The organism is Burkholderia sp. Ax-1720, from assembly GCF_011753035.1.
GTDB classification, from domain to species: domain Bacteria; phylum Pseudomonadota; class Gammaproteobacteria; order Burkholderiales; family Burkholderiaceae; genus Burkholderia; species Burkholderia gladioli.
In genome coordinates this window covers 1-18293 of the sequence record NZ_VWWK01000077.1, presented here as the reverse complement: position 1 = coordinate 18293, position 18293 = coordinate 1, and the positions used below count along the sequence as shown (strand labels likewise).

At 69.7% G+C, this 18293-nt stretch carries 17 protein-coding genes, 1 pseudogene and 1 riboswitch; of the genes and pseudogenes, 4 read left to right on the top strand and 14 right to left on the bottom strand.

Going from position 1 to position 18293, the window contains the following annotated elements:
* Positions 1-188: 188 nt before the first annotated feature.
* Positions 189-566, bottom strand: a complete 378-nt coding sequence (locus F3J18_RS21270) for a hypothetical protein (protein ID WP_025098323.1) — start codon at positions 564-566, stop codon at positions 189-191.
* Between the two features lie 44 nt (positions 567-610).
* Positions 611-713: riboswitch (SAM-I-IV-variant riboswitch) on the bottom strand.
* A 62-nt stretch (positions 714-775) separates the two neighbouring features.
* Positions 776-2383 (bottom strand): MFS transporter, encoded by a 1608-nt coding sequence (locus F3J18_RS21265; protein WP_166914030.1) that lies wholly within the window; start codon positions 2381-2383, stop codon positions 776-778.
* 157 nt (positions 2384-2540) lie between these two features.
* Between F3J18_RS21265 and F3J18_RS21260 the strand changes: the two genes are divergently transcribed.
* Positions 2541-3431 (top strand): LysR family transcriptional regulator, encoded by an 891-nt coding sequence (locus F3J18_RS21260; protein WP_098182841.1) that lies wholly within the window; start codon positions 2541-2543, stop codon positions 3429-3431.
* 29 nt (positions 3432-3460) lie between these two features.
* On the opposite strand, the gene F3J18_RS21255 is transcribed toward F3J18_RS21260, so the two are convergent.
* On the bottom strand, positions 3461-4039 hold the full coding sequence (locus F3J18_RS21255) for a type 1 glutamine amidotransferase domain-containing protein (RefSeq protein ID WP_096752835.1): 579 nt from the start codon (positions 4037-4039) through the stop codon (positions 3461-3463).
* A gap of 147 nt (positions 4040-4186) precedes the next feature.
* On the bottom strand, positions 4187-4810 hold the full coding sequence (locus F3J18_RS21250; protein ID WP_025098319.1) for a LysE family translocator: 624 nt from the start codon (positions 4808-4810) through the stop codon (positions 4187-4189).
* A gap of 110 nt (positions 4811-4920) precedes the next feature.
* Here F3J18_RS21250 and F3J18_RS21245 point away from each other — a divergent pair, with 110 nt between their 5' ends.
* The gene (locus F3J18_RS21245) at positions 4921-5769 is read left to right on the top strand and encodes a LysR substrate-binding domain-containing protein (RefSeq protein ID WP_025098318.1); all 849 of its coding nucleotides are present in this window, start codon (positions 4921-4923) and stop codon (positions 5767-5769) included.
* Between the two features lie 156 nt (positions 5770-5925).
* The gene (locus F3J18_RS21240; RefSeq protein WP_025098317.1) at positions 5926-6660 is read left to right on the top strand and encodes an FCD domain-containing protein; all 735 of its coding nucleotides are present in this window, start codon (positions 5926-5928) and stop codon (positions 6658-6660) included.
* A 24-nt stretch (positions 6661-6684) separates the two neighbouring features.
* Here the strand turns inward: F3J18_RS21240 and F3J18_RS21235 are convergent, their stop codons facing one another.
* A complete protein-coding gene (locus F3J18_RS21235; protein WP_025098316.1) occupies positions 6685-7305 on the bottom strand; it encodes a hemolysin III family protein in 621 nt (206 codons plus the stop codon).
* A 243-nt stretch (positions 7306-7548) separates the two neighbouring features.
* The gene (pip, locus tag F3J18_RS21230) at positions 7549-8484 is read right to left on the bottom strand and encodes a prolyl aminopeptidase (RefSeq protein WP_025098315.1); all 936 of its coding nucleotides are present in this window, start codon (positions 8482-8484) and stop codon (positions 7549-7551) included.
* A 934-nt stretch (positions 8485-9418) separates the two neighbouring features.
* On the opposite strand from pip, the pseudogene F3J18_RS38265 reads away from it, so the two are divergent.
* Positions 9419-9865, top strand: a pseudogene (locus tag F3J18_RS38265) (glycine zipper 2TM domain-containing protein); the annotation flags it as partial.
* A gap of 44 nt (positions 9866-9909) precedes the next feature.
* On the opposite strand, the gene F3J18_RS21220 reads toward F3J18_RS38265, so the two are convergent.
* From F3J18_RS21220 to F3J18_RS21185, 8 genes are all read right to left on the bottom strand, one after another.
* Positions 9910-10344 (bottom strand): DUF1801 domain-containing protein, encoded by a 435-nt coding sequence (locus F3J18_RS21220; protein WP_025098314.1) that lies wholly within the window; start codon positions 10342-10344, stop codon positions 9910-9912.
* A gap of 47 nt (positions 10345-10391) precedes the next feature.
* On the bottom strand, positions 10392-11462 hold the full coding sequence (locus tag F3J18_RS21215; protein WP_166914028.1) for an FUSC family protein: 1071 nt from the start codon (positions 11460-11462) through the stop codon (positions 10392-10394).
* 345 nt (positions 11463-11807) lie between these two features.
* Entirely contained in the window at positions 11808-12875 is a 1068-nt protein-coding gene (locus F3J18_RS21210) for a 2-aminoethylphosphonate aminotransferase (protein ID WP_166914042.1), read from the bottom strand.
* Positions 12875-14029 (bottom strand): phosphonopyruvate decarboxylase, encoded by a 1155-nt coding sequence (aepY, locus tag F3J18_RS21205; protein WP_025098311.1) that lies wholly within the window; start codon positions 14027-14029, stop codon positions 12875-12877. The genes F3J18_RS21210 and aepY overlap by 1 nt, the downstream gene beginning before the upstream one ends.
* Entirely contained in the window at positions 14026-15711 is a 1686-nt protein-coding gene (aepX, locus tag F3J18_RS21200) for a phosphoenolpyruvate mutase (RefSeq protein WP_025098310.1), read from the bottom strand. Before aepX ends, aepY begins: the two co-directional genes overlap by 4 nt.
* Entirely contained in the window at positions 15708-16475 is a 768-nt protein-coding gene (locus tag F3J18_RS21195; RefSeq protein WP_013690110.1) for a phosphocholine cytidylyltransferase family protein, read from the bottom strand. Before F3J18_RS21195 ends, aepX begins: the two co-directional genes overlap by 4 nt.
* Before the next feature lie 86 nt (positions 16476-16561).
* The gene (locus F3J18_RS21190) at positions 16562-17560 is read right to left on the bottom strand and encodes an HpnL family protein (protein WP_025098309.1); all 999 of its coding nucleotides are present in this window, start codon (positions 17558-17560) and stop codon (positions 16562-16564) included.
* A partial coding sequence (locus tag F3J18_RS21185) for a 2OG-Fe(II) oxygenase (protein ID WP_166914026.1) occupies positions 17557-18293 on the bottom strand: 737 nt, incomplete at its 5' end. The genes F3J18_RS21190 and F3J18_RS21185, both read right to left, overlap by 4 nt.

The window sequence follows — 18293 nt, the reverse complement described above, 5'->3', positions numbered from 1 at the left end:
GCTTACGCCAGCAACTCGGCACGTTACGAGTTCGTGCGTCCGCCCTATCTTGCGGCCGGTTGGTGATGTCCTGATGTTCGTGACTTTACGGAAATCCGGCGGCAGCGGATGTCGGACGGATCCGAAACACGATCGTCGAAGTACGAAATCGAGGGCCGCGGGCGGGGCGCGTTCGGGCGCGTGATGCCTCAGGCCGCCGTGCAGGCCGGGCGGCAGTCGTCGTAGTCCGGCGCGTCGTCGCCCGCATCCGCGCGCACGAAACGGTGCTCGAGGCGGATCCGCAGCACGCCGTCGAGCGCCAGCAACTGCTCGCGCAGCAGCCGCGCGCGGCGCTCGCCGATGCCGTCGAGCACGATGGTCTGGGTCAGCAGTTCGCGACAGCGCGACACGCGCGGTTCACCAAGCGGCGCGCCTTGTTCCGAAAGGAAGCTGGAAACGCGCGCGACGGCATCCTGGCTGGCGGAGGAAACGATCTGGAACAGGTGGATCAGGCGGGAGCCCGGCAGACACGGCGAGGAATCGGCGATCAGGTCGGCAAGGGGGGAAAGGCGAGGATTCTGCTGCATGCAAGCTCCGGTGACTGACTGAATTCGAACCGGTGCCGGCTGGGCCGCTCCCGCTTCGTTGCCGACTATCGGCCGCATCGCCTGGTGGCGTCCACCTTGCCCGGGTAGGCAGGTTGGCGTCGGGGAACCCGACTCTGGATGCAAGTGCACATCATAAGAAAAAACGCAGCCCTTGCCAAGCGGGCCGCATTTTGTCCGTTCAAATGACATCAGGCCCGGGACTGGCCCGCGTCGGCCAGGGGGCGGGCGGCATCGCCGGGTTCGGCGGCGTGCCCGGCGCGGAATTCGGGCGATGCGACCTCGGCCGCGTCCTCCGCCACGCGCACCCGGCTCAGGAACGCGAAGGCGGCCAGCGCGCAGAGCAGGGTGATCGTCGTGAGCCCGTCGAGCAGGTGCGCGAACGCGGCGTGATACGCGGCGCGCAGGCCCGCCGCGCCGACGTCCGGCAGCCGCAAGGCCGCCTGCGCGAGATCGCCGGTGGCCAGCCGCGCGGCCGCGTCGGCCACGGCGGAAGGCGCGGCCGGTATCGCGCTCAGCAGGTCACGCTGGGCGAACGCGGCCAGCACGGCGCCCGAGATCGCCAGCGCGATCCCTTCGCCGGCCACGCGCGTGGTGCTGAAGATGCCGGCCGCCATGCCCGCGCGCGATTTCGGCACCACGCCGACCGACAGCCCATCCATCAAGCCCCATGGCAGCCCCGCGCCGGTGCCGATCACCAGCATCGGCAGCAGCACGGCGCTGTCGGCGGCGCTCTCGCGCAGCGCGCCGTTCAGCAGGTGCAGGCCCAGCGCGGCAAGCGCCAGGCCGATCCCCGAGATGGTGCCGGCCGACATCCAGCGCGTCAGCGTCGCGGCGACGAAGGGCACCACCAGCATCGGCGCCGAGATCGCCAGCATCAGCCAGGCCGCGTGGATCTCGTCGTGGCCGTCCACGCCGATGAAGCGCAGCGGCAGCAGCACCAGCAGCACGATGTAGCAGTAGCAGGTGGCGATCGGCAGCAACTGCACGCCGACGAAGCGCGAGTAGCGGAACAGCGTCAGGTCGAGCATGGGCCGCTCGCTGCGCGTTTCGATCAGCACGAACAGCAGCGCGAACCCCACGAAGCCCGCCAGCAGCGAGACCACGGCGGGCGAGGTCCAGCCTAGCGAGGGCGCCTCGATCACGCCGCAGGTGAAGGCGCCGAGCGCGGCCGTGAAGCTCAGCGTGCCGCCCAGGTCGAGCCTGCGCGCCTGCGGGTCGCGCGATTCGCGCATGCGCGGCACGCCGAAGCCCAGCGCCAGCGCGCCGGCGAACGCGCCGCTGGCGAAGATCGCGCGCCAGCCGAAACGTTCGATCAGCGCGCCGGCGATCACCGGCCCGAACGCGAGGCCGATCCCGAAGGTGGTGCCCAGCGCGCTGAAGGCGCGCGTGCGGGCATGGCCGTCGAATTCCTGGGCCAGCGCGGCGGTGCCGCCGGCCAGCGCCGCGGCGGCGGCCACGCCCTGCGCTGCGCGCAGCAGGTCGACCGCCAGGATCGAGGGCGCGAAGCCGAGCGCGGCCGAGCTGAGCGTGAAGCCGGCCACGCCGAAGGCGAACAGCCGGCGGCGGCCGAAGCGGTCGGCCAGCGTGCCGGCCGCCATCAGCAGGCTGCCGAAGCTGAGCATGAAGGCATTGGTGATCCAGGCGATCGCGGCGGGGCTGCCGCCCAGGTCGCGGCCGATCGCCGGCGTGGCGACGGCGCCGCCGGAGAAGGCCAGCGGCAGGGCCAGCGCCGCCATGCACACGGCGCCGAGCACCAGCAGCCGGCGGGTGGAATCGGGAGAGGTCGGGGAAGGCATGTTCGCTCCTGGAGGGGGCGATGCCGGCCGGTCGACATGGCCGGCATCTGGAGCGACCAACGATATTCGGGAATCAATCGACGAAAAACAGGCTGGGATTCCACAGATAAGGGATTTATATTCCGCAATGTGATCAAGCGATCGGGGTCGAAGCGACATGGACAATCTGAACGGCATCGTCGCCTTCGTGCGCACGGCGGAAACCCTGAGCTTCGTGGCGGCCGGCCGCAAGCTCGGCATCTCGGCCTCGGCGGTCGGCAAGACCATCGCCAGGCTGGAGCGCTCGCTCGGCGTGCGCCTGTTCCATCGCACCACGCGGCGCGTCACGCTGACCGAGGAGGGGCGTCATTTCCACGAGCGCTGCCATCGCATCCTGGAGGAATTGCGCGATGCCGAGGCGACGCTCTCGGCCTCGGCGCAGACGCCGCGCGGCCGCCTGCGCGTGAGCCTGCCGGTGATCGGCTATCGCTTCCTGCTGCCGGTGCTGCCGGCCTTCAGCGCGCGCTATCCCGACATCGAACTCGATCTCGACTTCAACGACCGGCTGGTGGACGTGGTGGAAGGCGGCTTCGACGCGGTGATCCGCAGCGGCCAGCTCAGCGATTCGAGCCTGATGTCGCGCCGGCTCGGCCCGTTTCGCTTCGTGCTGTGCGCCTCGCCCGGCTACCTGGCGCGTGCGGGCGTGCCGCGCGGCCTGGCCGATCTCGCCGCGCACGAGGGCGTGCGCTACCGCTTCCCGACCACCGGCAAGCTGCAGCCCTGGAGCCTGCTGCCCGACGGCGGCGAGCCGCCGAACCTGCGCTGCGCGATGACCTGCAACAACATGGAAGCCTTGCGCGGCGCCGTGATCGCCGGCTTCGGCATCGGCTTCATGCCCGACTTCCTGGCGCGCGACGCGCTGGCCGCCGGCTCGCTCGTCGAGGTGCTCGAGCCGCATTCGATCGCGCCGGGACAGTTCTCGATTCTGTGGCCGTCGAGCCGCCAGCTATCGCCCAAGCTGCGCGTGTTCGTCGACTTCATGTGCGAGCACCTGTTTCCGGCGCCTTGAGACATGCCGGCATGCCGGCACGCCGGCGCTCAGGCGTGGCGTTTCGCGTTGCCTTGCTTGCCGCCGCGCCTGGCCACCAGGCACTCGACCAGGGTCGAGACGAAGGCATCGAGATCGTCGGGCTTGCGGCTGGTGATCAGGTTGCCGTCGCGCACCACGCGCTCGTCGACCCATTCGCCGCCCGCGTTGCGGATGTCGTCCTGCAAGCTGGGCCAACTCGTCATCCGGTGACCCTTGACGATGCCCGCCGACACCGGCAGCCAGCCGCCGTGGCAGATCACGGCGATCGGCTTGTCGGCGGCATGCGCCTCGCTGACGAAGCGGCGCGCGGCCGGAATCATCCGGATCGCATCGCCGTTGACCACGCCGCCCGGCAGCACCACGGCGTCGTAGTCGTCGGCGCGCGCCTCGTCGAACAGGCGGTCGACCCTGGTGGGATCGCCCTTGTCGACATGCTTGAAACCCTGGATCTCGCCCGCTTTCTGCGAAATCACCTCGACCTTGGCGCCTTCGGCCTGCAAGGCGCGTTGCGGCTCGGTCAGCTCGACCTGTTCGAAGCCGTCGACGGCGAGAATCGCGATCCTGCAATCGTTCAGTTTGCCTGCCATGACATCCTCCTTGCTCGGTTGCGGCATCGACATGCCGGAACCGCTAAGGAGAGCAAACGGCATGCCGCCGTCGTGCCCGGCGGTGGCGCCACGCGGGGTGGTGGATTTTTCAAGCGATTGTCGTTTCGCCGCGAGCGCGGCGGGCGCCTAGCGCCAGATATCGAGCGCCATCTTCGCGGCCAGCGAGAACAGCATCAGCCCCATCACCCATCGCTGCGCCCGTAGCCAGTTCGGCCGCTTCGCCAGGAAGCCCGCCAGCGAACCCGAGCCGATCGCGACGGCGCCATTGACCGCCGCGAAGGCGCCCACCAGCGAGGCGCCGAGCAGCATCGACTGGCGGAACACGTCGCCGGCCTGGTAATCGATGAACTGCGGCAGCAGGGACAGGAACAGCATGGCGAGCTTCGGATTGAGCAGGCTGGTGGCCGCGCCCATCACGAACAGGCGGCGCGGCCGTTCGGCCTGTCGCGCATCCACCTCGAACGGCGAGCGCCCGCCGGGGCGCAACGCCTGCCAGGACAGGTACAGCAGGTAGAGCGCGCCGGCCGCCGCCAGCACCCGCGCCGCGCCGGGAATCGTCAGGAAGATCGCGGTGAGGCCGAAGGCGGCGCCGAACATGTAGGTCAGGTAGCCGAGCATCACGCCGGCCAGCGAGGTCAGGCCCGCGCGCGGGCCCTGCGAGACCGAGCGCGACATCACGTAGACCATGTTCGGCCCCGGCGTGACCGCCAGCATCCCGCCCACCGCGACGAATTCGATCATGGTTCCCATTTGCGCCTTCCCTGCTGTCTTGCATGGTGTCGATGAGGCCAGTATCGGCCAGTCGTTTCGACGCGTAAAACGGATTAAACTGAAAAAATTACTCAGCTTTTCTGACGAATATGAAACAGCTCGATCTCGATGTACTGGAAATGGTGGTGGCGATCGCCGACACGGGCTCCTTCGTGCGCGCGGCCGAAGCCGTGCACCGTTCGTCCTCGGCGCTCAGCATGCAGATCAGGACGCTGGAGGAGGCGCTCGGCAAGCCGCTGTTCGCGCGCAGCACGCGCAAGCTGTCGATCACGCACGAGGGCAGGATGATCGTCGACTACGGGCGGCGCATGCTGGCGATGCGCGAGGAAGCCTGGGCCTCGGTGGTGCGGCCCGAGGTGCGCGGCCGCGTGACGATCGGCGTGCCCGACGACTATGTCTCCACGCTGCTGCCTTCGGTGCTGCGCAAGTTCGCGATCGCGCATCCACGCGTCGAGATCCGCGTGATCGGCCTGCCCAGCAGCGCGCTGGTGCCGCTGATCAAGGACAACACGGTGGACCTGGCCTGCATGACGCGCACGCGCGGCGTGTCGGCCGAGTTCATCCGCCACGAGCCGGTGGTGTGGGCAGCGCTGCCCGACAACCGCCCGATCTGGGAGGAGCGGCCCTTGCCGATCGCCGTGTTCGGGCACGCCAGCGCGGCGCGGGCGCGGGCGGTCGGCGCGCTGAACCAGGCCGGGATCCGCTACCGCATGTCCTACGAGAGCCCGAGCCTGCTGGGCGTGATCAGCATGGTGGAGGCGGGGCTCGCGATCGCGCCGCTGGCGCGTTGCAGCGTGCCGGCGCAACTGATGCAGTTGGGCGAGGCCGAGGGCCTGCCGCCGCTGGAGGACGTCGAGGTGGTGCTGGCGCGCAGCGCGAAGTCGGCGCGCCCGCCCTGCGATTTCCTCGCCGAGCAGATGCTGAGCGACCTGCGCTGAGCTGCCGGGCCGGGTGGACGGGGCACCGGGCCGCCGCCGCGAAGCGGCGCCCGGCTTCGCAAATCGCGACGCGAACGCAGCCCGGAGATGTTTCCGGGCATGCCCTCATGCCATACTGCGCGTTGATTCTTTTGTCAGCTCAATCGATCCCGAGGTATGCCCGAGCGTCTCCCCGCCAGATTCGGCAAGCCGGCGAGCAGCATGAACGCGCCCGAGGCGGCCGTCGACCGGATTCTCGCGGCGCTGAGCGCAGGCGAATTGAAGGCCGGCGACAAGCTGCCCGACGAGGTCGAACTCGCGCAGCACTTCGGCGTGGCGCGCATGGCGCTGCGCACGGCGCTCGGCGTGCTGCGCGATCTCGGGCTGGTCAACACCACGCGCGGGCGTTTCGGCGGCACCTTCGTGTCGACCGAGATCCGCGAGCGCCTGCGCAGCATGGCGCTGGAGCCGCGCTTCAGCGCCGGGGAGCTGCGCAGCCTGTCCGACTGGCGGCGCGCGATCTCGGGCGAGGCCTGCCATCTGGCCGCGCTGCGTGCCACGGATGCGCAACTGGCCCAACTCGCGGCGCTCGCGCAGGACTTCGTCGACGACATCCTCGATACCGACGCGCGGCGCCTGGCCGATGCGCGGCTGCACGTGCTGATCGCCGAAACCACCGGCTCGCGGCATCTGATCGAACAGGAGCGGGCGATCCAGGAGGCCTTCGGGCGGATCTACGACTCGCTGCCGATCGTCCGGCACCCCCTCAATATCGCCTCGATGGACCACGCGCCGCTGCTGCAGGCGCTGCGCGCCCGCGACGGCGAACGCGCGCGGGCCGCGATGCTGGCCCACGTCGAATCGACCTATGCCTGGTGTTGTTCGCTGCTGCGCGTGCAGCGGCTGGACTGAGCGCGGCGCGCCCGGCCGTCGGCGCTACATGATGTAGGCGGCGACGCTGATGAACTGGCAGAGGCTGCCGCCCAGCACGAACAGATGCCAGATGCCGTGGCCGTGGCGGATCCGCTCGTCGTTGATGAAGAAGTAGATGCCGGCGCTGTAGAGCACGCCGCCGGCCAGCAGCCAGGCCACGCCTTCCGAGGACATCGCCACCACCAGCGGGCGCAGCGCGATCACGCCGAGCCAGCCCATCAGCACGTAGAGCACCATCGAGATGATGCGCGTCCTGCGTCCCAGCGTGAGTTCCTGGACGATGCCGAACAGCGCCAGCCCCCAGATCACGCCGAACAGCGTCCAGCCCCAGGGGCCGCGCAGCGTGATCAGCGTGAAGGGCGTGTAGCTGCCGGCGATCAGCAGGTAGATCGCCGAGTGGTCGCATTTCTGCAGGATGGCCTTGAGGCGCGGCTGGTGCACGCTGTGATAGAGCGTCGAGACGGCGTACAGCACCAGCAGCGCCGCGCCGTACACGGCCGCGCTGACCACGCGGTAAGGGTCGCCCTTGAGCGCGCCCATCGTCACCAGGGTGGCCAGTCCGGCCATCGACATCAGCGCGCCGACTCCATGCGTGATGCTATTGAAACGTTCACCGACCAGCACGGCATGACCTCTTGTTGCTTGAATGCTTGCAGACCAAAAACAGCCGCGATGCCGACCGGGCCGATATCCGGGATGTCGGCAACGGGCAGGCAAGGCTGAAGGGGGCGCCGCGCGCTCGATCCTGACCACATCCTGCGTCGGTCAAAAAAGCGTGGCGCGTCGTGATGCGCGAAAGCCACGGCGCGGACAAAAACCCTGTGATTTTACGCGAGCCGAGGCGCCGGGGGCGGTTCGGCCGCTGCGTCAGCTTCGCGCGAAGCGGTCGGTGGCGGCCAGCAGGGCGCGCAGGATGCCCGGTTCGTCGTAGGCGTGGCCCGCATCGGGCACGATTTCCAGGCTCGCTTCCGGCCAGGCGCGCGACAGGTCCCAGGCGGTGCGGGCCGGGGTCGCGACGTCGTAGCGGCCCTGCACGATCACGCCGGGAATCCCCGCCAGCCGGTGCGCGTCGCGCAGCAACTGGCCTTCCTCGACGAAGCCGCGGTTGACGAAGTAATGGTTCTCGATCCGCGCGAAGGCCAGCGCGTAGTGCGGATCGTCGAAGTGGGCGGCCAGGGCGGGGTTCGGCAGCAGGGTGATGGTGCGGCCCTCCCAGACGCTCCAGGCGCGCGCGGCCGCGAGCTTGGCGGCTTCGTCGTCGCCGGTCAGGCGGCGATGGTAGGCGGCCATCAGGTCGCCGCGCTCGGCTTCGGGGATCGGCGCGAGGAAGGCTTCCCACAGATCGGGGAACAGCCAGGAGGCCCCTTCCTGGTAGTACCAGAGCAGTTCCGCGCGCCGCATCGTGAAGATGCCGCGCACCACCAGCTCGCTGACGCGTTCGGGATGGGTTTCGGCGTAGGCGAGCGACAGCGCGCTGCCCCAGGAGCCACCGAACACCAGCCAGCGCTCGACGCCGACCATCTCGCGCAGCCGCTCGATATCGGCCACCAGGTGCTGCGTGGTGTTGTTCTCCAGGCTCGCGTGCGGCGTGGAGCGGCCGCAGCCGCGCTGGTCGAACAGCAGCACGTCGTAGCGCGCCGGGTCGAACAGGCGGCGATGATTCTCGCCGCAGCCGGCGCCGGGGCCGCCGTGCAGGAACACGGCCGGCTTCGCTCCCGGCGTGCCGCAGCGCTCCCAGTACAGACGATGGCCGTCGCCGGTGTCGAGGATGCCGTGCGCGTAGGGTTCGATCGGTGGGTACATGCGGCGTGCTCCGAGGCAGGGAGGAGGGGCGGTCGCGCGCGCAAGCGGCCGCGCGACCGGTGTGGCGCCATTATGCCGAAGCCCCGCGCGCGTCGCGTTCGCGGCCGCAACAGACTTTACAGATGCTTACCCGAATCCATGCCGATCCGGGCGCGCGGGTTCCCTATACTCATGCCGTTTTCCCGATCGCGGGCCGTCGAGGCCCGTTACGACGATGCCCTCGCGTGTCTCCCGTTTCCCCGGTTTTTCCCGCGCCTCGCGTGTGTTCGCCTTGCATCCCGCTCCGGCGCTGATCCGTGCGGCCTGCTGCGTGCCGCTCGCGGCCGCCGCCTTGTTGCCGATGCAATCGGCCCTGGCGGCCGGGCTCGACGGCGGTGCGAACGGGTCGTGGCTGCTGGCGCAATCGGCGTATGGGCAGCCGGGTTACGGCAGCGATCCGTCGGCCTATGCGCCGCCGGCTTATCGCCAGGACGATGACAATGAGCCGCCCGTCTACGGCCAGCCGGCGAATCCCGCGCAGCCGGCCTATCCGCAGCGCGGTGCCGACGCGCCGGGTTATCCGCAACCGTCTTACGGCGGCCAGGCGAATCCGTTGTACACGCAACCGAATGGGCAAAACGGCGGGCAGGCCTATCCGCCGGCCACGCGGCAATCCGATGGCGGCCAGGGTTATGGCGGCGCGCAGCAGGCGCCTTATGGACAGCCGAACGGTTATCCGCCGCCCGATGCCGCGCCGCCGCCCGATGACGGTGCCTATGACCAGGGGCAGCAAGATGGCCAGCCCGGTTATGGCGGGCAGCCCGCGTATCCGTCGCGGCAACCCGGTTACGGCGGGCAGCAGTCGGGCTATGGTGCCCAGCCTCCCGGTTACGGCGCGCAGCCGCCGGGCGCGGATGGGCAGGGGCAGGCCTATCCGCCGCAGAGCCCGCCGCCCGGTTATGCGCAGCCGCCTTATGGCGCACCTTCGGCACCGGCGTCGGGCGCCCAGCCCGGCTACGGACAACCCGGCTACGGCCAGCCCGCCTATCCGCAAGCCGCCTACGGCACCCAATACGGCACCGTGGCCGCGATCCGGCCGATCGGCGGCTCGACCAGCCCTTCGGGTGTGGCGGGAACCGTGGTCGGCGCGCTGGTGGGCGGCGTGCTCGGCAACCAGATCGGCCATGGCCGCGGCCGCGGCGCGGCGACCGTGATCGGCGCGCTGGGCGGCGCGGCGCTCGGCAACCAGGTCGGCCAGCAGATGAATGCGCCGGGCGGCTACCGGATCGACGTGCGGCTCTCCGACGGCTCGATGCGCGGCTTCGACGTGCCCGGTGCCGGCGACTGGCAGCCCGGCGATCGCGTGCGGATCGACGGCGGGAATCGCCTGTCGCGGTATTGATATCGAGCGGGGCGGGGCGCCGCCGCGGCGCTTATGGTTGGCGCTTAACGCGGGCGCTTCGGCCGGGTTTTCCTCGCCTCGGCGGCCGCGGCGTTGAGCGCGGCCGCTTCGCGTAGCAGGGCGATGAAGGCAGCTTCGTCGATGCCGGCGCCTTCATGCAGGTCGATCGCGCGCCGCACCTTGCCGTCCAGGCTGGCGTTGAACAGCCCGGCCGGATCCGGCAGCGAGGCGCCTTTCGCGAAGGTCAGCTTGACCACGGCCCGGTAGGATTCGCCGGTGCAGACGATGCCGTCGCTGGACCAGACCGGTGTGCCCATCCACTTCCATTCCTCGACCACCTCGGGCAGCGCCTGCCGGATCAGCTCGCGCATGCGCGCCAGGGTTCGGCCGCGCCAGTCGCCGAGTTCGGCGATGCGCGCGTCGATCAGGTCGGATGCGCCGGCCGGGGCCGCCTCGGCCGGTTTCGCTGCTCGATTCATGGCGTTCCTCCAGGTAGCCGGCGCGCCCGCTGGTGGCGTCGACCGTCTCAGATATTCCACTGCATCGACACGTCCTGCAGCCGCTGGCGCATCAGGTCGCATTCGCGCGCGATCTTGTCGTCGATCGAGACGAAGCCGGAAAGCTGGGCCGGCACCTCGGCGCCTTGCGGCACGCTGATCGCCGGCAGCGGATGCAGGCGCGCCAGCGTGCCGAACTTCAGCGCGCGGCTGGGCCCGATCAGCAGCCCGTGGATGCGACGGTTCAGGCCGCGCAGCGTGGTCTGCACGTAGCGGCGGCCATCCACGTCGCCGTCGGCCGGCTTCACGCTGGCCAGCATCTCGAGCGAGCTGATCACCAGCCGCAGCGAACGCTGGATCGCGTCGAGCTGGGCCATGGTGATGTCGGTCTCCTTCGACACCCAGGGCATCAGCGAGCGCATCTGCACCAGCAAGGCGTTCAACGCGGCCATCTCCTTCAGGTGGGCGGTATCGCTGACGGTCTTGTCGGCGACGATCCGCGCATGCACCACGGCGCAGGCGCGCAGGGCGTCGGCGAGCTTGTAGCGCCACGAATAGGTGGCATAGAGCGGCAGCGCGAACGAGAAGGCCAGCGCGATGCCGATCCCGACGATCACGTTCACGGCGCGCCAGAGGCCGTCGACGATCTCGTTGTCGCCGTGGCCGGCCACGATCAGGATCGTGATCGCCGACAGCAGGGCGATATAGCCGGCCTTGCCGATCGCGTAGTAGGCGCAGATCCCGCACAGCACGCTGATCACCAGGTAGGTGAGCAGGGGCCACTGCAGGGCGGATTGCAGGACGATCAGCGCGAGCCCGGCCACCGCGCCGATGGTGGTGCCGAGCGCGCGCTCGGCGGCTTTCTTGCGGATATTGCCGTGATGCTGGAGGCCGCCGATCACGATCAGCACGGTGATCGAGGACCACTCGCCATGCGGGATGTTCAGGCCGGTGGACAGCGCGATCGACACCAGCACGCTGAGGGCCACGCGCGCGGCATGGATCAGCTTGGCGTGGCGGTAGCGGCGATAGGGATCGAGCAGCGGGCGGAACAGCGTGCGCAGCGCGGCGGGCAGGCGGAGCGTCGGGGAAGCGGTCATGGAATGCGGCAGGGATACGACTGGATGCGGGCGCTCGCGCGGATGGCCGTGGTACCGGCCGCGGCCGGTACCACACGTTTCGTGATTCTAAAGGATGGTGTAGGGGGCGCACCCCCGTGAAAACGCGACGGGGAGCGTCGATGCGAACCGATGCATGCGGCGACCGGCGCATCGAGCGGAGATTATAGGTATCCGAATTGTTTCAAAAAAGAGATTCAATCGAGGGCATCGATTCGCGCGTCGGCGCTCGCGGTCTCCAGGGCAGGCGTGCCGCAAAACAAAACGGGTGCCGTTCGGCACCCGTTTTATCGTGGCTTGCGCCCGGCGTCGCGCGCCGTTCGGAGCTCAGCGCGTGAGCGCGCCAAACCCGTCGAGCAGCCGGTCGACATCGGCCGGCGAGATCGCGCCCATGGTCGAGACGCGGAACAGCGAGGCCGACAGGCCGCCCTGGCCGGCGTAGATCACGAAGCCGCGTTCCTTGAGGCCGTCGTGCAGCGCCTCGTAAGCCACGCCCACCGGCAGCTTGTAGGCGCGCAGCACCACCGAGGATTCGCCGTCGGGCAGCACCAGCGGCATGCCGCGCGCGGCCAGGCCGTCGCGGACCTGGTCGGCCAGCGCCTGGTAGCGCGCGTGGCGCGCCTGCCAGCCGCCTTCGTCCTCGAACTCGCGCAGCGCCTCGACCAGCGCGTAATAGGCATGCACCGAAGGCGTGAACGGCGTGTTGCGCTGCGCCTGCAGCTTGGCCAGCCGGCCCAGGTCGAGGTAGTAGGTGCGCGAGGCGGCCCGCGCCAGCGCCGCGCCGCGCACGATCACGAAGGCCGCGCCGGGCACGCCGTGCAGGCACTTGTTGGCGGTGGCGGCCACCGCGTCGGTCACGCCGTCGGCGAAGTCGATCGCCTCGGCGCCGAAGCTGCTGACGCCGTCCACCAGCAGTCGCGCGCCATGCCGGCGGCACAGCTCGGCGATCGGGCCCAGCGCGTTGAGGCGCCCGGTGGTGGTTTCGTGATGGATCACCGCGACGTGCGTGATGGCGCGATCGGCGGCCAGCGCGGCCTCGACGCGGCCGAGGTCGGGCGCTTCCATCCACTCGTGCTTCAGCACCTCGTGGGCGATCCGGTATTGCCTGGCGATCTGCGCGATGCGGTCGCCATACACGCCGTTCTCGATCACCAGCAGCTTGCCGTCCTCGGGCACCAGGGCGGCGATCATGCTTTCGACGGCGGCGGTGCCCGAACCCGTCATCAGCACCGCCTGCCATTCGGCCGGATCGAGCTCGTAGGCGGCCACCAGACGGCGGCGCGCCTCGTCCTGCAGGTCGAAGAATTCGCTTTCGCGGTGGCAGAGGTCGGTCTGCAGCAGGCTTTGGCGCACGCGCTCGGTCAGCGTGACCGGGCCGGGGTTGAGCAGCAGCATCATTGGGCTCCCGCGCCGATGTGGCGCATCAGACGTTCCTTCACTTCGACCGGCGTCACGGTCGGGCGCGGCAGGCCATCGGGCACGCCGGCGCGGATCGACAGGCTGGCGAAGCGCGTGCCGTCGGCCGGCTCGGCGAACAGCGCGTCGATCACGCCCAGGTCGCCGCCTTCGCGCGCCGAGGCGTAGCCGCAGGCCGCCGCCACGCCCGCGAACGAGACGCAGGGCGAAACCGTCGACTGGCCGCCGGTCGATTCGTGCGCACCGTTGTCCAGCAGCAGGTGGACCAGGTTGCCCGGGCCATAGGCGCCGAGCGTGGCGAACGCGCCCATGCGCATCAGCGCGGCGCCGTCGCCGTCCACCGCCACCACGGTCAGGTCCGGGCGCGCCAGCGCCAGACCCAGCGCGAGCGGCGTCACGCAGCCCATCGAGCCGACCATGTAGAGCTGGTTGGCGCGATCGTCGAGCGCGTAGAGCTCGCGGCCGCAGAAACCGGTCGAGGCCAGCACCACGGTGGAGTCGAGCGGCGTGCGCTCGATCACGGCGGCCAGCGCCTGCTGGCGCGTCGGCTGCTCGGCGGCCGCGGCGCGGGCCGAGACGGGCGTCGCCGCCTGCGCGCGCGGCGCCGGCATCGGCGCATCCTTGAGCGGATACGAGGCCACGCTGCCTTTTTGCATCACCAGCGCGTAGGGCCGGCCGGTCTCGTCCATGTGGCGGATCGCGCGCTCCAGCGCCGGGGCGATCTGGTCGGCCTCGGTCGGGAACAGCTCCCAAGGGATTTCCATGGTGTCGAGCATCTGCGGCGTGATCGGCCCCATCAGCGCGTGCTGCGGCTCGTCGTGCTCGCCCGGCTTGCCGCGCCAGGTGACGATCAGCAGTTGCGGCAGCTTGAAGGTCCAGGTCAGCGAGGTCAGCGGGCTGACCGCGTTGCCCAGGCCCGAGTTCTGCATCATCGCGATGCCGCGCCGCCCGCCCAGCGTGGCGCCCGCCACCAGGGCGACCGCGTCGCCCTCGTTGGCGGCCGACACGTAGTGCAGCGTCGGGTCCTGCAGCACGTAGTTGATGAACGGCGTCAGGTACGAGCAGGGCACGCCCGCGTACCAGTCGAAACCGCGCTCGCGCGCGGCCTCGACGAACTGGGCTGCCTCGATCATTGCGCGTCCCCGGCGGCGGCGCCGTTGGCCAGCGGCGTCTGGCCGTGGGCGAAGTCGCCGGCGCGACGGAATTCGTCGAGGTCGTTCACGCCGCGCCAGTGGCCGTGCACGTATTGCACCGAGATCTGCTCGCCGGCTTCCACCAGCGCGTTGAGCAGGGCCGGGATGTCGAGCTGGTCGAAGTCCGGGCGTGCCTGCAGCTTCGCGATGGTCGCCTTGAGGCGCTCCACGCCGGCGCCGCGCACGTTCAGCAGGCCGACCCAGCGGCCATGCGGCGCGCCGTTGCCGGCGTCGCCGGCCACGCGCTGCAGCGTGATCTTCTGGCCGAACAGGCCGCGATCGTCGGGCGCCGAGCACAGCGCGAAGTCGCGCACGCTCTGGTTCGGCGAATCGGTCAGCGAGGAATCGACCACCACCGTGAACTCGGCATCGCTCTCGGCCAGGTCGCGCACGATGTAGCTGCGGAACAGCAGGTCGCCGTAGGAGACGATGGTGTCGCCCTTGATGCGCTCGAGCGCGCAGGCCAGCGAGCTCAGTTCGCCGGTTTCGGCGTGGCGCTCGTTGACCACCAGCTTGATGCCGGCGGTGTCGATCGCGTCGGCGCGATAGCCGCCCACCACCGTGATGTCGTTGACGCCTTCCTTCTTGAAGCCGTCCACCAGCCAGCGCAGCAGCGGCTTGCCGGCGATCGGCAGCATCACCTTCGGCTTGTCCTCGGTGACGGCCTCCAGGCCCTTGCCGCGGCTGGCGGCCAGCAAGACCGCCGAGTTCGACGAACGCGAGGAGGAGGACAGGTAGATGCGCTCGGCCGCCGAGTATTCGTCGGCGTCCTGCAGGCGGAAGATCTCGTTGACGGTGGCGACGCGGTCCTCGACGTTGACCAGGGTCTGGTTCTCGAAGATGTCGCGCGCGGTGGCCTGCATCGAGGCCGCCGCCGAGCGGACCAGGTGGTTCGCCCAGATCACGGTGCTGATGCCGGCCTGGCGGAACACGTCGGTCGGCGTGCTGTAGTACTTGGTCGGCACGATCACGATCGGCGCGCGGTTGTTCCACTGGCGCGCGAATTCGAGGATCTCGTCCGGACGCGACAGCTTGCTGTGCATCAGGATCGCGTCGGCGCCGGCATCGGCGTAGGCATGCGCGCGGCGCAGCGCCTCGTCCATGCCCCAGCCGGCGATCAGCGCCTCGACGCGCGCCACGATCGAGAAGTCCGGATCGGTCTGCGAATCCTTGCCGGCCTTGATCTTGCCCGCGAACTCGTCGATCTCGGCCAGCGGCTGGCGCTCGCCGTCGATGAAGCTGTTGGTCTTGGGGAACTGCTTGTCCTCGATGCACACGCCGGCGATGCCGCGCTGCTCGAGCTTGCGCACCAGGCGGCGCATGTTGTTGAAGTTGCCGTAGCCGGTGTCGCCGTCGAGCAGGATCGGCAGGTCGCTGGCATCGGCCATGAACTCGAGCACGTCGACCACCTGGGTCCAGCTCGCCTCGTTGTTGTCGCGCACGCCGAGCGCGGCCGAGATCGACAGGCCCGAGCCCCAGATGCCCTTGAAGCCGGCCTCGCGCACGATGCGCGCCGACAGGCCGTTGTGCGCTTCCATCAGGAATTCGAGGTTGCTGCTGGTCAGCATGCGGCGCAGCCGAGCCGCGCGGGATTCGGTGAAATTGGGTTCGCGTGCGTTCATCGTGCGGCTCCTACGGTATTGCGCTGAATCAGCGGCAGAACTTCGTCGCGGGCACGCGCGACGTCGTTGGGGAAGTCGATTTCGATCCACGGGGCGCCGGTCACGTCGGCGACGTCGAAGTCGCGGCCGCCTTCGAGCAGCAGGTCGCGCACGGCTTCCTCGTGGGGCAGGTTGGCGCGGCCGGAATCGACATAGCCGGCCACGATCTCGGCGAGACGGCGGGCGGTGCCTTCGCTGAAGCGGAAGAAACCGACCGATTCGCCGATGGTGTCGTATTGGAGGTCGACGGCCAGCTGCTTGCGCAGCTCGACCGGCACGCCGTCCTTCACGCAGAGCTTGACCGGCTCGTCGCCGGCCTCGAAGTCGCGGTCGATCAGCAGGCGATCGACGGCCTGCTCCGGGTTCGCGACCAGCGCCTGCATGATGCTGTCGTCATAGAGCACGTCGGCGTCCATCAGCAGCACGTCGCCGCCGCGCGTGAGCGCCTCGGCCGCGGTATGCACCGTCAGCACGCTGCCGAGGTCGAAACGCGGGTTCAGGACGATCTCGGCCTGGCGGCCGAGGCGGGCCAGCTCGGCCTCGACCTTCTCGTGCTGGAAGCCCAGCGCGAGCACGATCTCGGTCACGCCGAGCGTCTCGAGCAGGCGCAGGTGGCGCTCGAGCAGGCTCACCTCGTCGAAGCGCAGCAGGCACTTCGGATATTGCGCCTCGGGGGGCAGTTGCAGACGCAGGCCGAGGCCCGCGGCGAGAATGATGGCTCGCATTGATTACTCCACGCAATGATTGTCACATGGCCGGAAGAGGGTCCGGCCGAGGGGCCGCCTGACGTCGATATCGGGTCGAACGGCTCCTAATCCGCGAGCTGCGGCGAACGGCGCCGCTGCCAGTTTCTTTCGCTGAAATGCAGGTACAGGATGCCGGGCAGGCCGAACGCGAGCTCGCGCGCGCGTTTGGCGAGCGAGAGCGCGAGCGCGGCATCCGGCGGCAGCCCGACGAGCGGGGCGAGCAGCAGGTAGCCGCCCTCCTGCGCGCCGAGCGAACCGGGAATCATGAAGGCCGCGCCGCGGATCGCCTGGCCGACGCTTTCCAGCAGCAGCGCGTCGACCCAGCTGACCGGGTGGCCCAGGAAATGCAGCGCGAGCCACACTTCGCCGGTGCCGAGCACCCAGCCGGCGAAGCTCAGCCAGAAGGTCGAGATCACGCGATCGCGCTTGCCGTACAACTCGCCGACCGCCGCGTCGATCGCGTCGGCGCGGGTGGCCAGCGAGGGCCAGTCGCGCGGGCCGAGCGCCTTCGAGACGATGCGCAGGCCGCGACCGAACAGGCCGCGGCGCTGGGCGAGGTAGAAGCCGAACGCGCAGGCGGCGAGCAGGGCGGTGGCGATCAGGGCCGGCGTGCGCAGGTGCGCGGCGGCCGCGCTGTTGGCGCCGAAGCTGAAGATCGCGATGCCGGCCAGCGCGAACACGATCTGCGCGAGCGCCTGCATGGTGGTGCTGACGGTGACGGCGGCCGCCGCGCGCGGCATCGGCACGCCCTTTTGCGACAGGTAGCGCGCCATCAGCACCGGGCCGCCGATCTGGCCGGCCGGCAGCAGGCTGTTGACCGATTCCAGCACCCAGCGCGCGAACAGCGTGTCGCGCAGCGAGACGCCGGGCGTGCCGCGCGGGAACATCACGGCGATCGCGCGCGCGTCCACCACCAGCGGGATCAGATGGAAGGCGGCCACCAGCAGCAGGCCCCAGCCGGCCGTGGCGAGCGTCGACACGACCGCGCCGAAGCCCTGCCAGGACAGCAGGGCAATGAACAATGCCGTCCCGATGGACAGCAGGATAAGGCCGGCACGAGTCATTTCTGCTGGGGCGGACGGCGCGTGGCGAGTTGCTTGAACACCTGGCGGAAGCCGAAATACGCGATCGCGTCCTTCATGTTCGAGATGAAACGCTTCCAGGGCCGCATGCCGGGGTCGGTCACGTATTCGAAGGTCAGCGACACGCGGAGCTCGTTTTCCAGCATAGGCGTGATGCGGTGGCGCAGCTTGTCGCCGTCGAACAGCACGATGCCGCCGTCGGCGATCTGCACCGAACCCGGTTCGTCCTTCACCGCCGGGTTGCGCGTGTGCAGCTCGTAGTCGAGCCGGCACGAGGACTGGTCGATCACGCCGATCAGCAGCGTGTAGCGGCGGCCGTCGTAGTAGGAGGTGTCGTAGTGCCAGCCGATATGGTCGCCCGGCTTGGTGTAGTAGTAGAGCGCGTAGGCGTGCGGGTCGTCGGCGGGCGAGACCTGCAGCGTGTCGCCGGTGAGCTTCTCGAGGAACGAGATCAGCGCCTTCGAGCGGTACAGCTCGGCGATGAAGGGCGCCTTCTCGTCGATCTTGTGACGGCTCACGCTGCCGCCCTGCTTGTGGCCGGGCAGGTAGTTCCGGTTCAGCTCGGGCAGCAGTTCGCGCGCCAGCTCGGCCAGGCGCCCATGGGCGTCCTTCGGCAGGAACTGGTCGAGGTAGATGAAGGCGCCCTGGCGGTCGAATTCGCCGCGCAGGCGGGCGGTGTAGAGCGGGGCGACCACCGAGGCGACGGCGCGCTCGG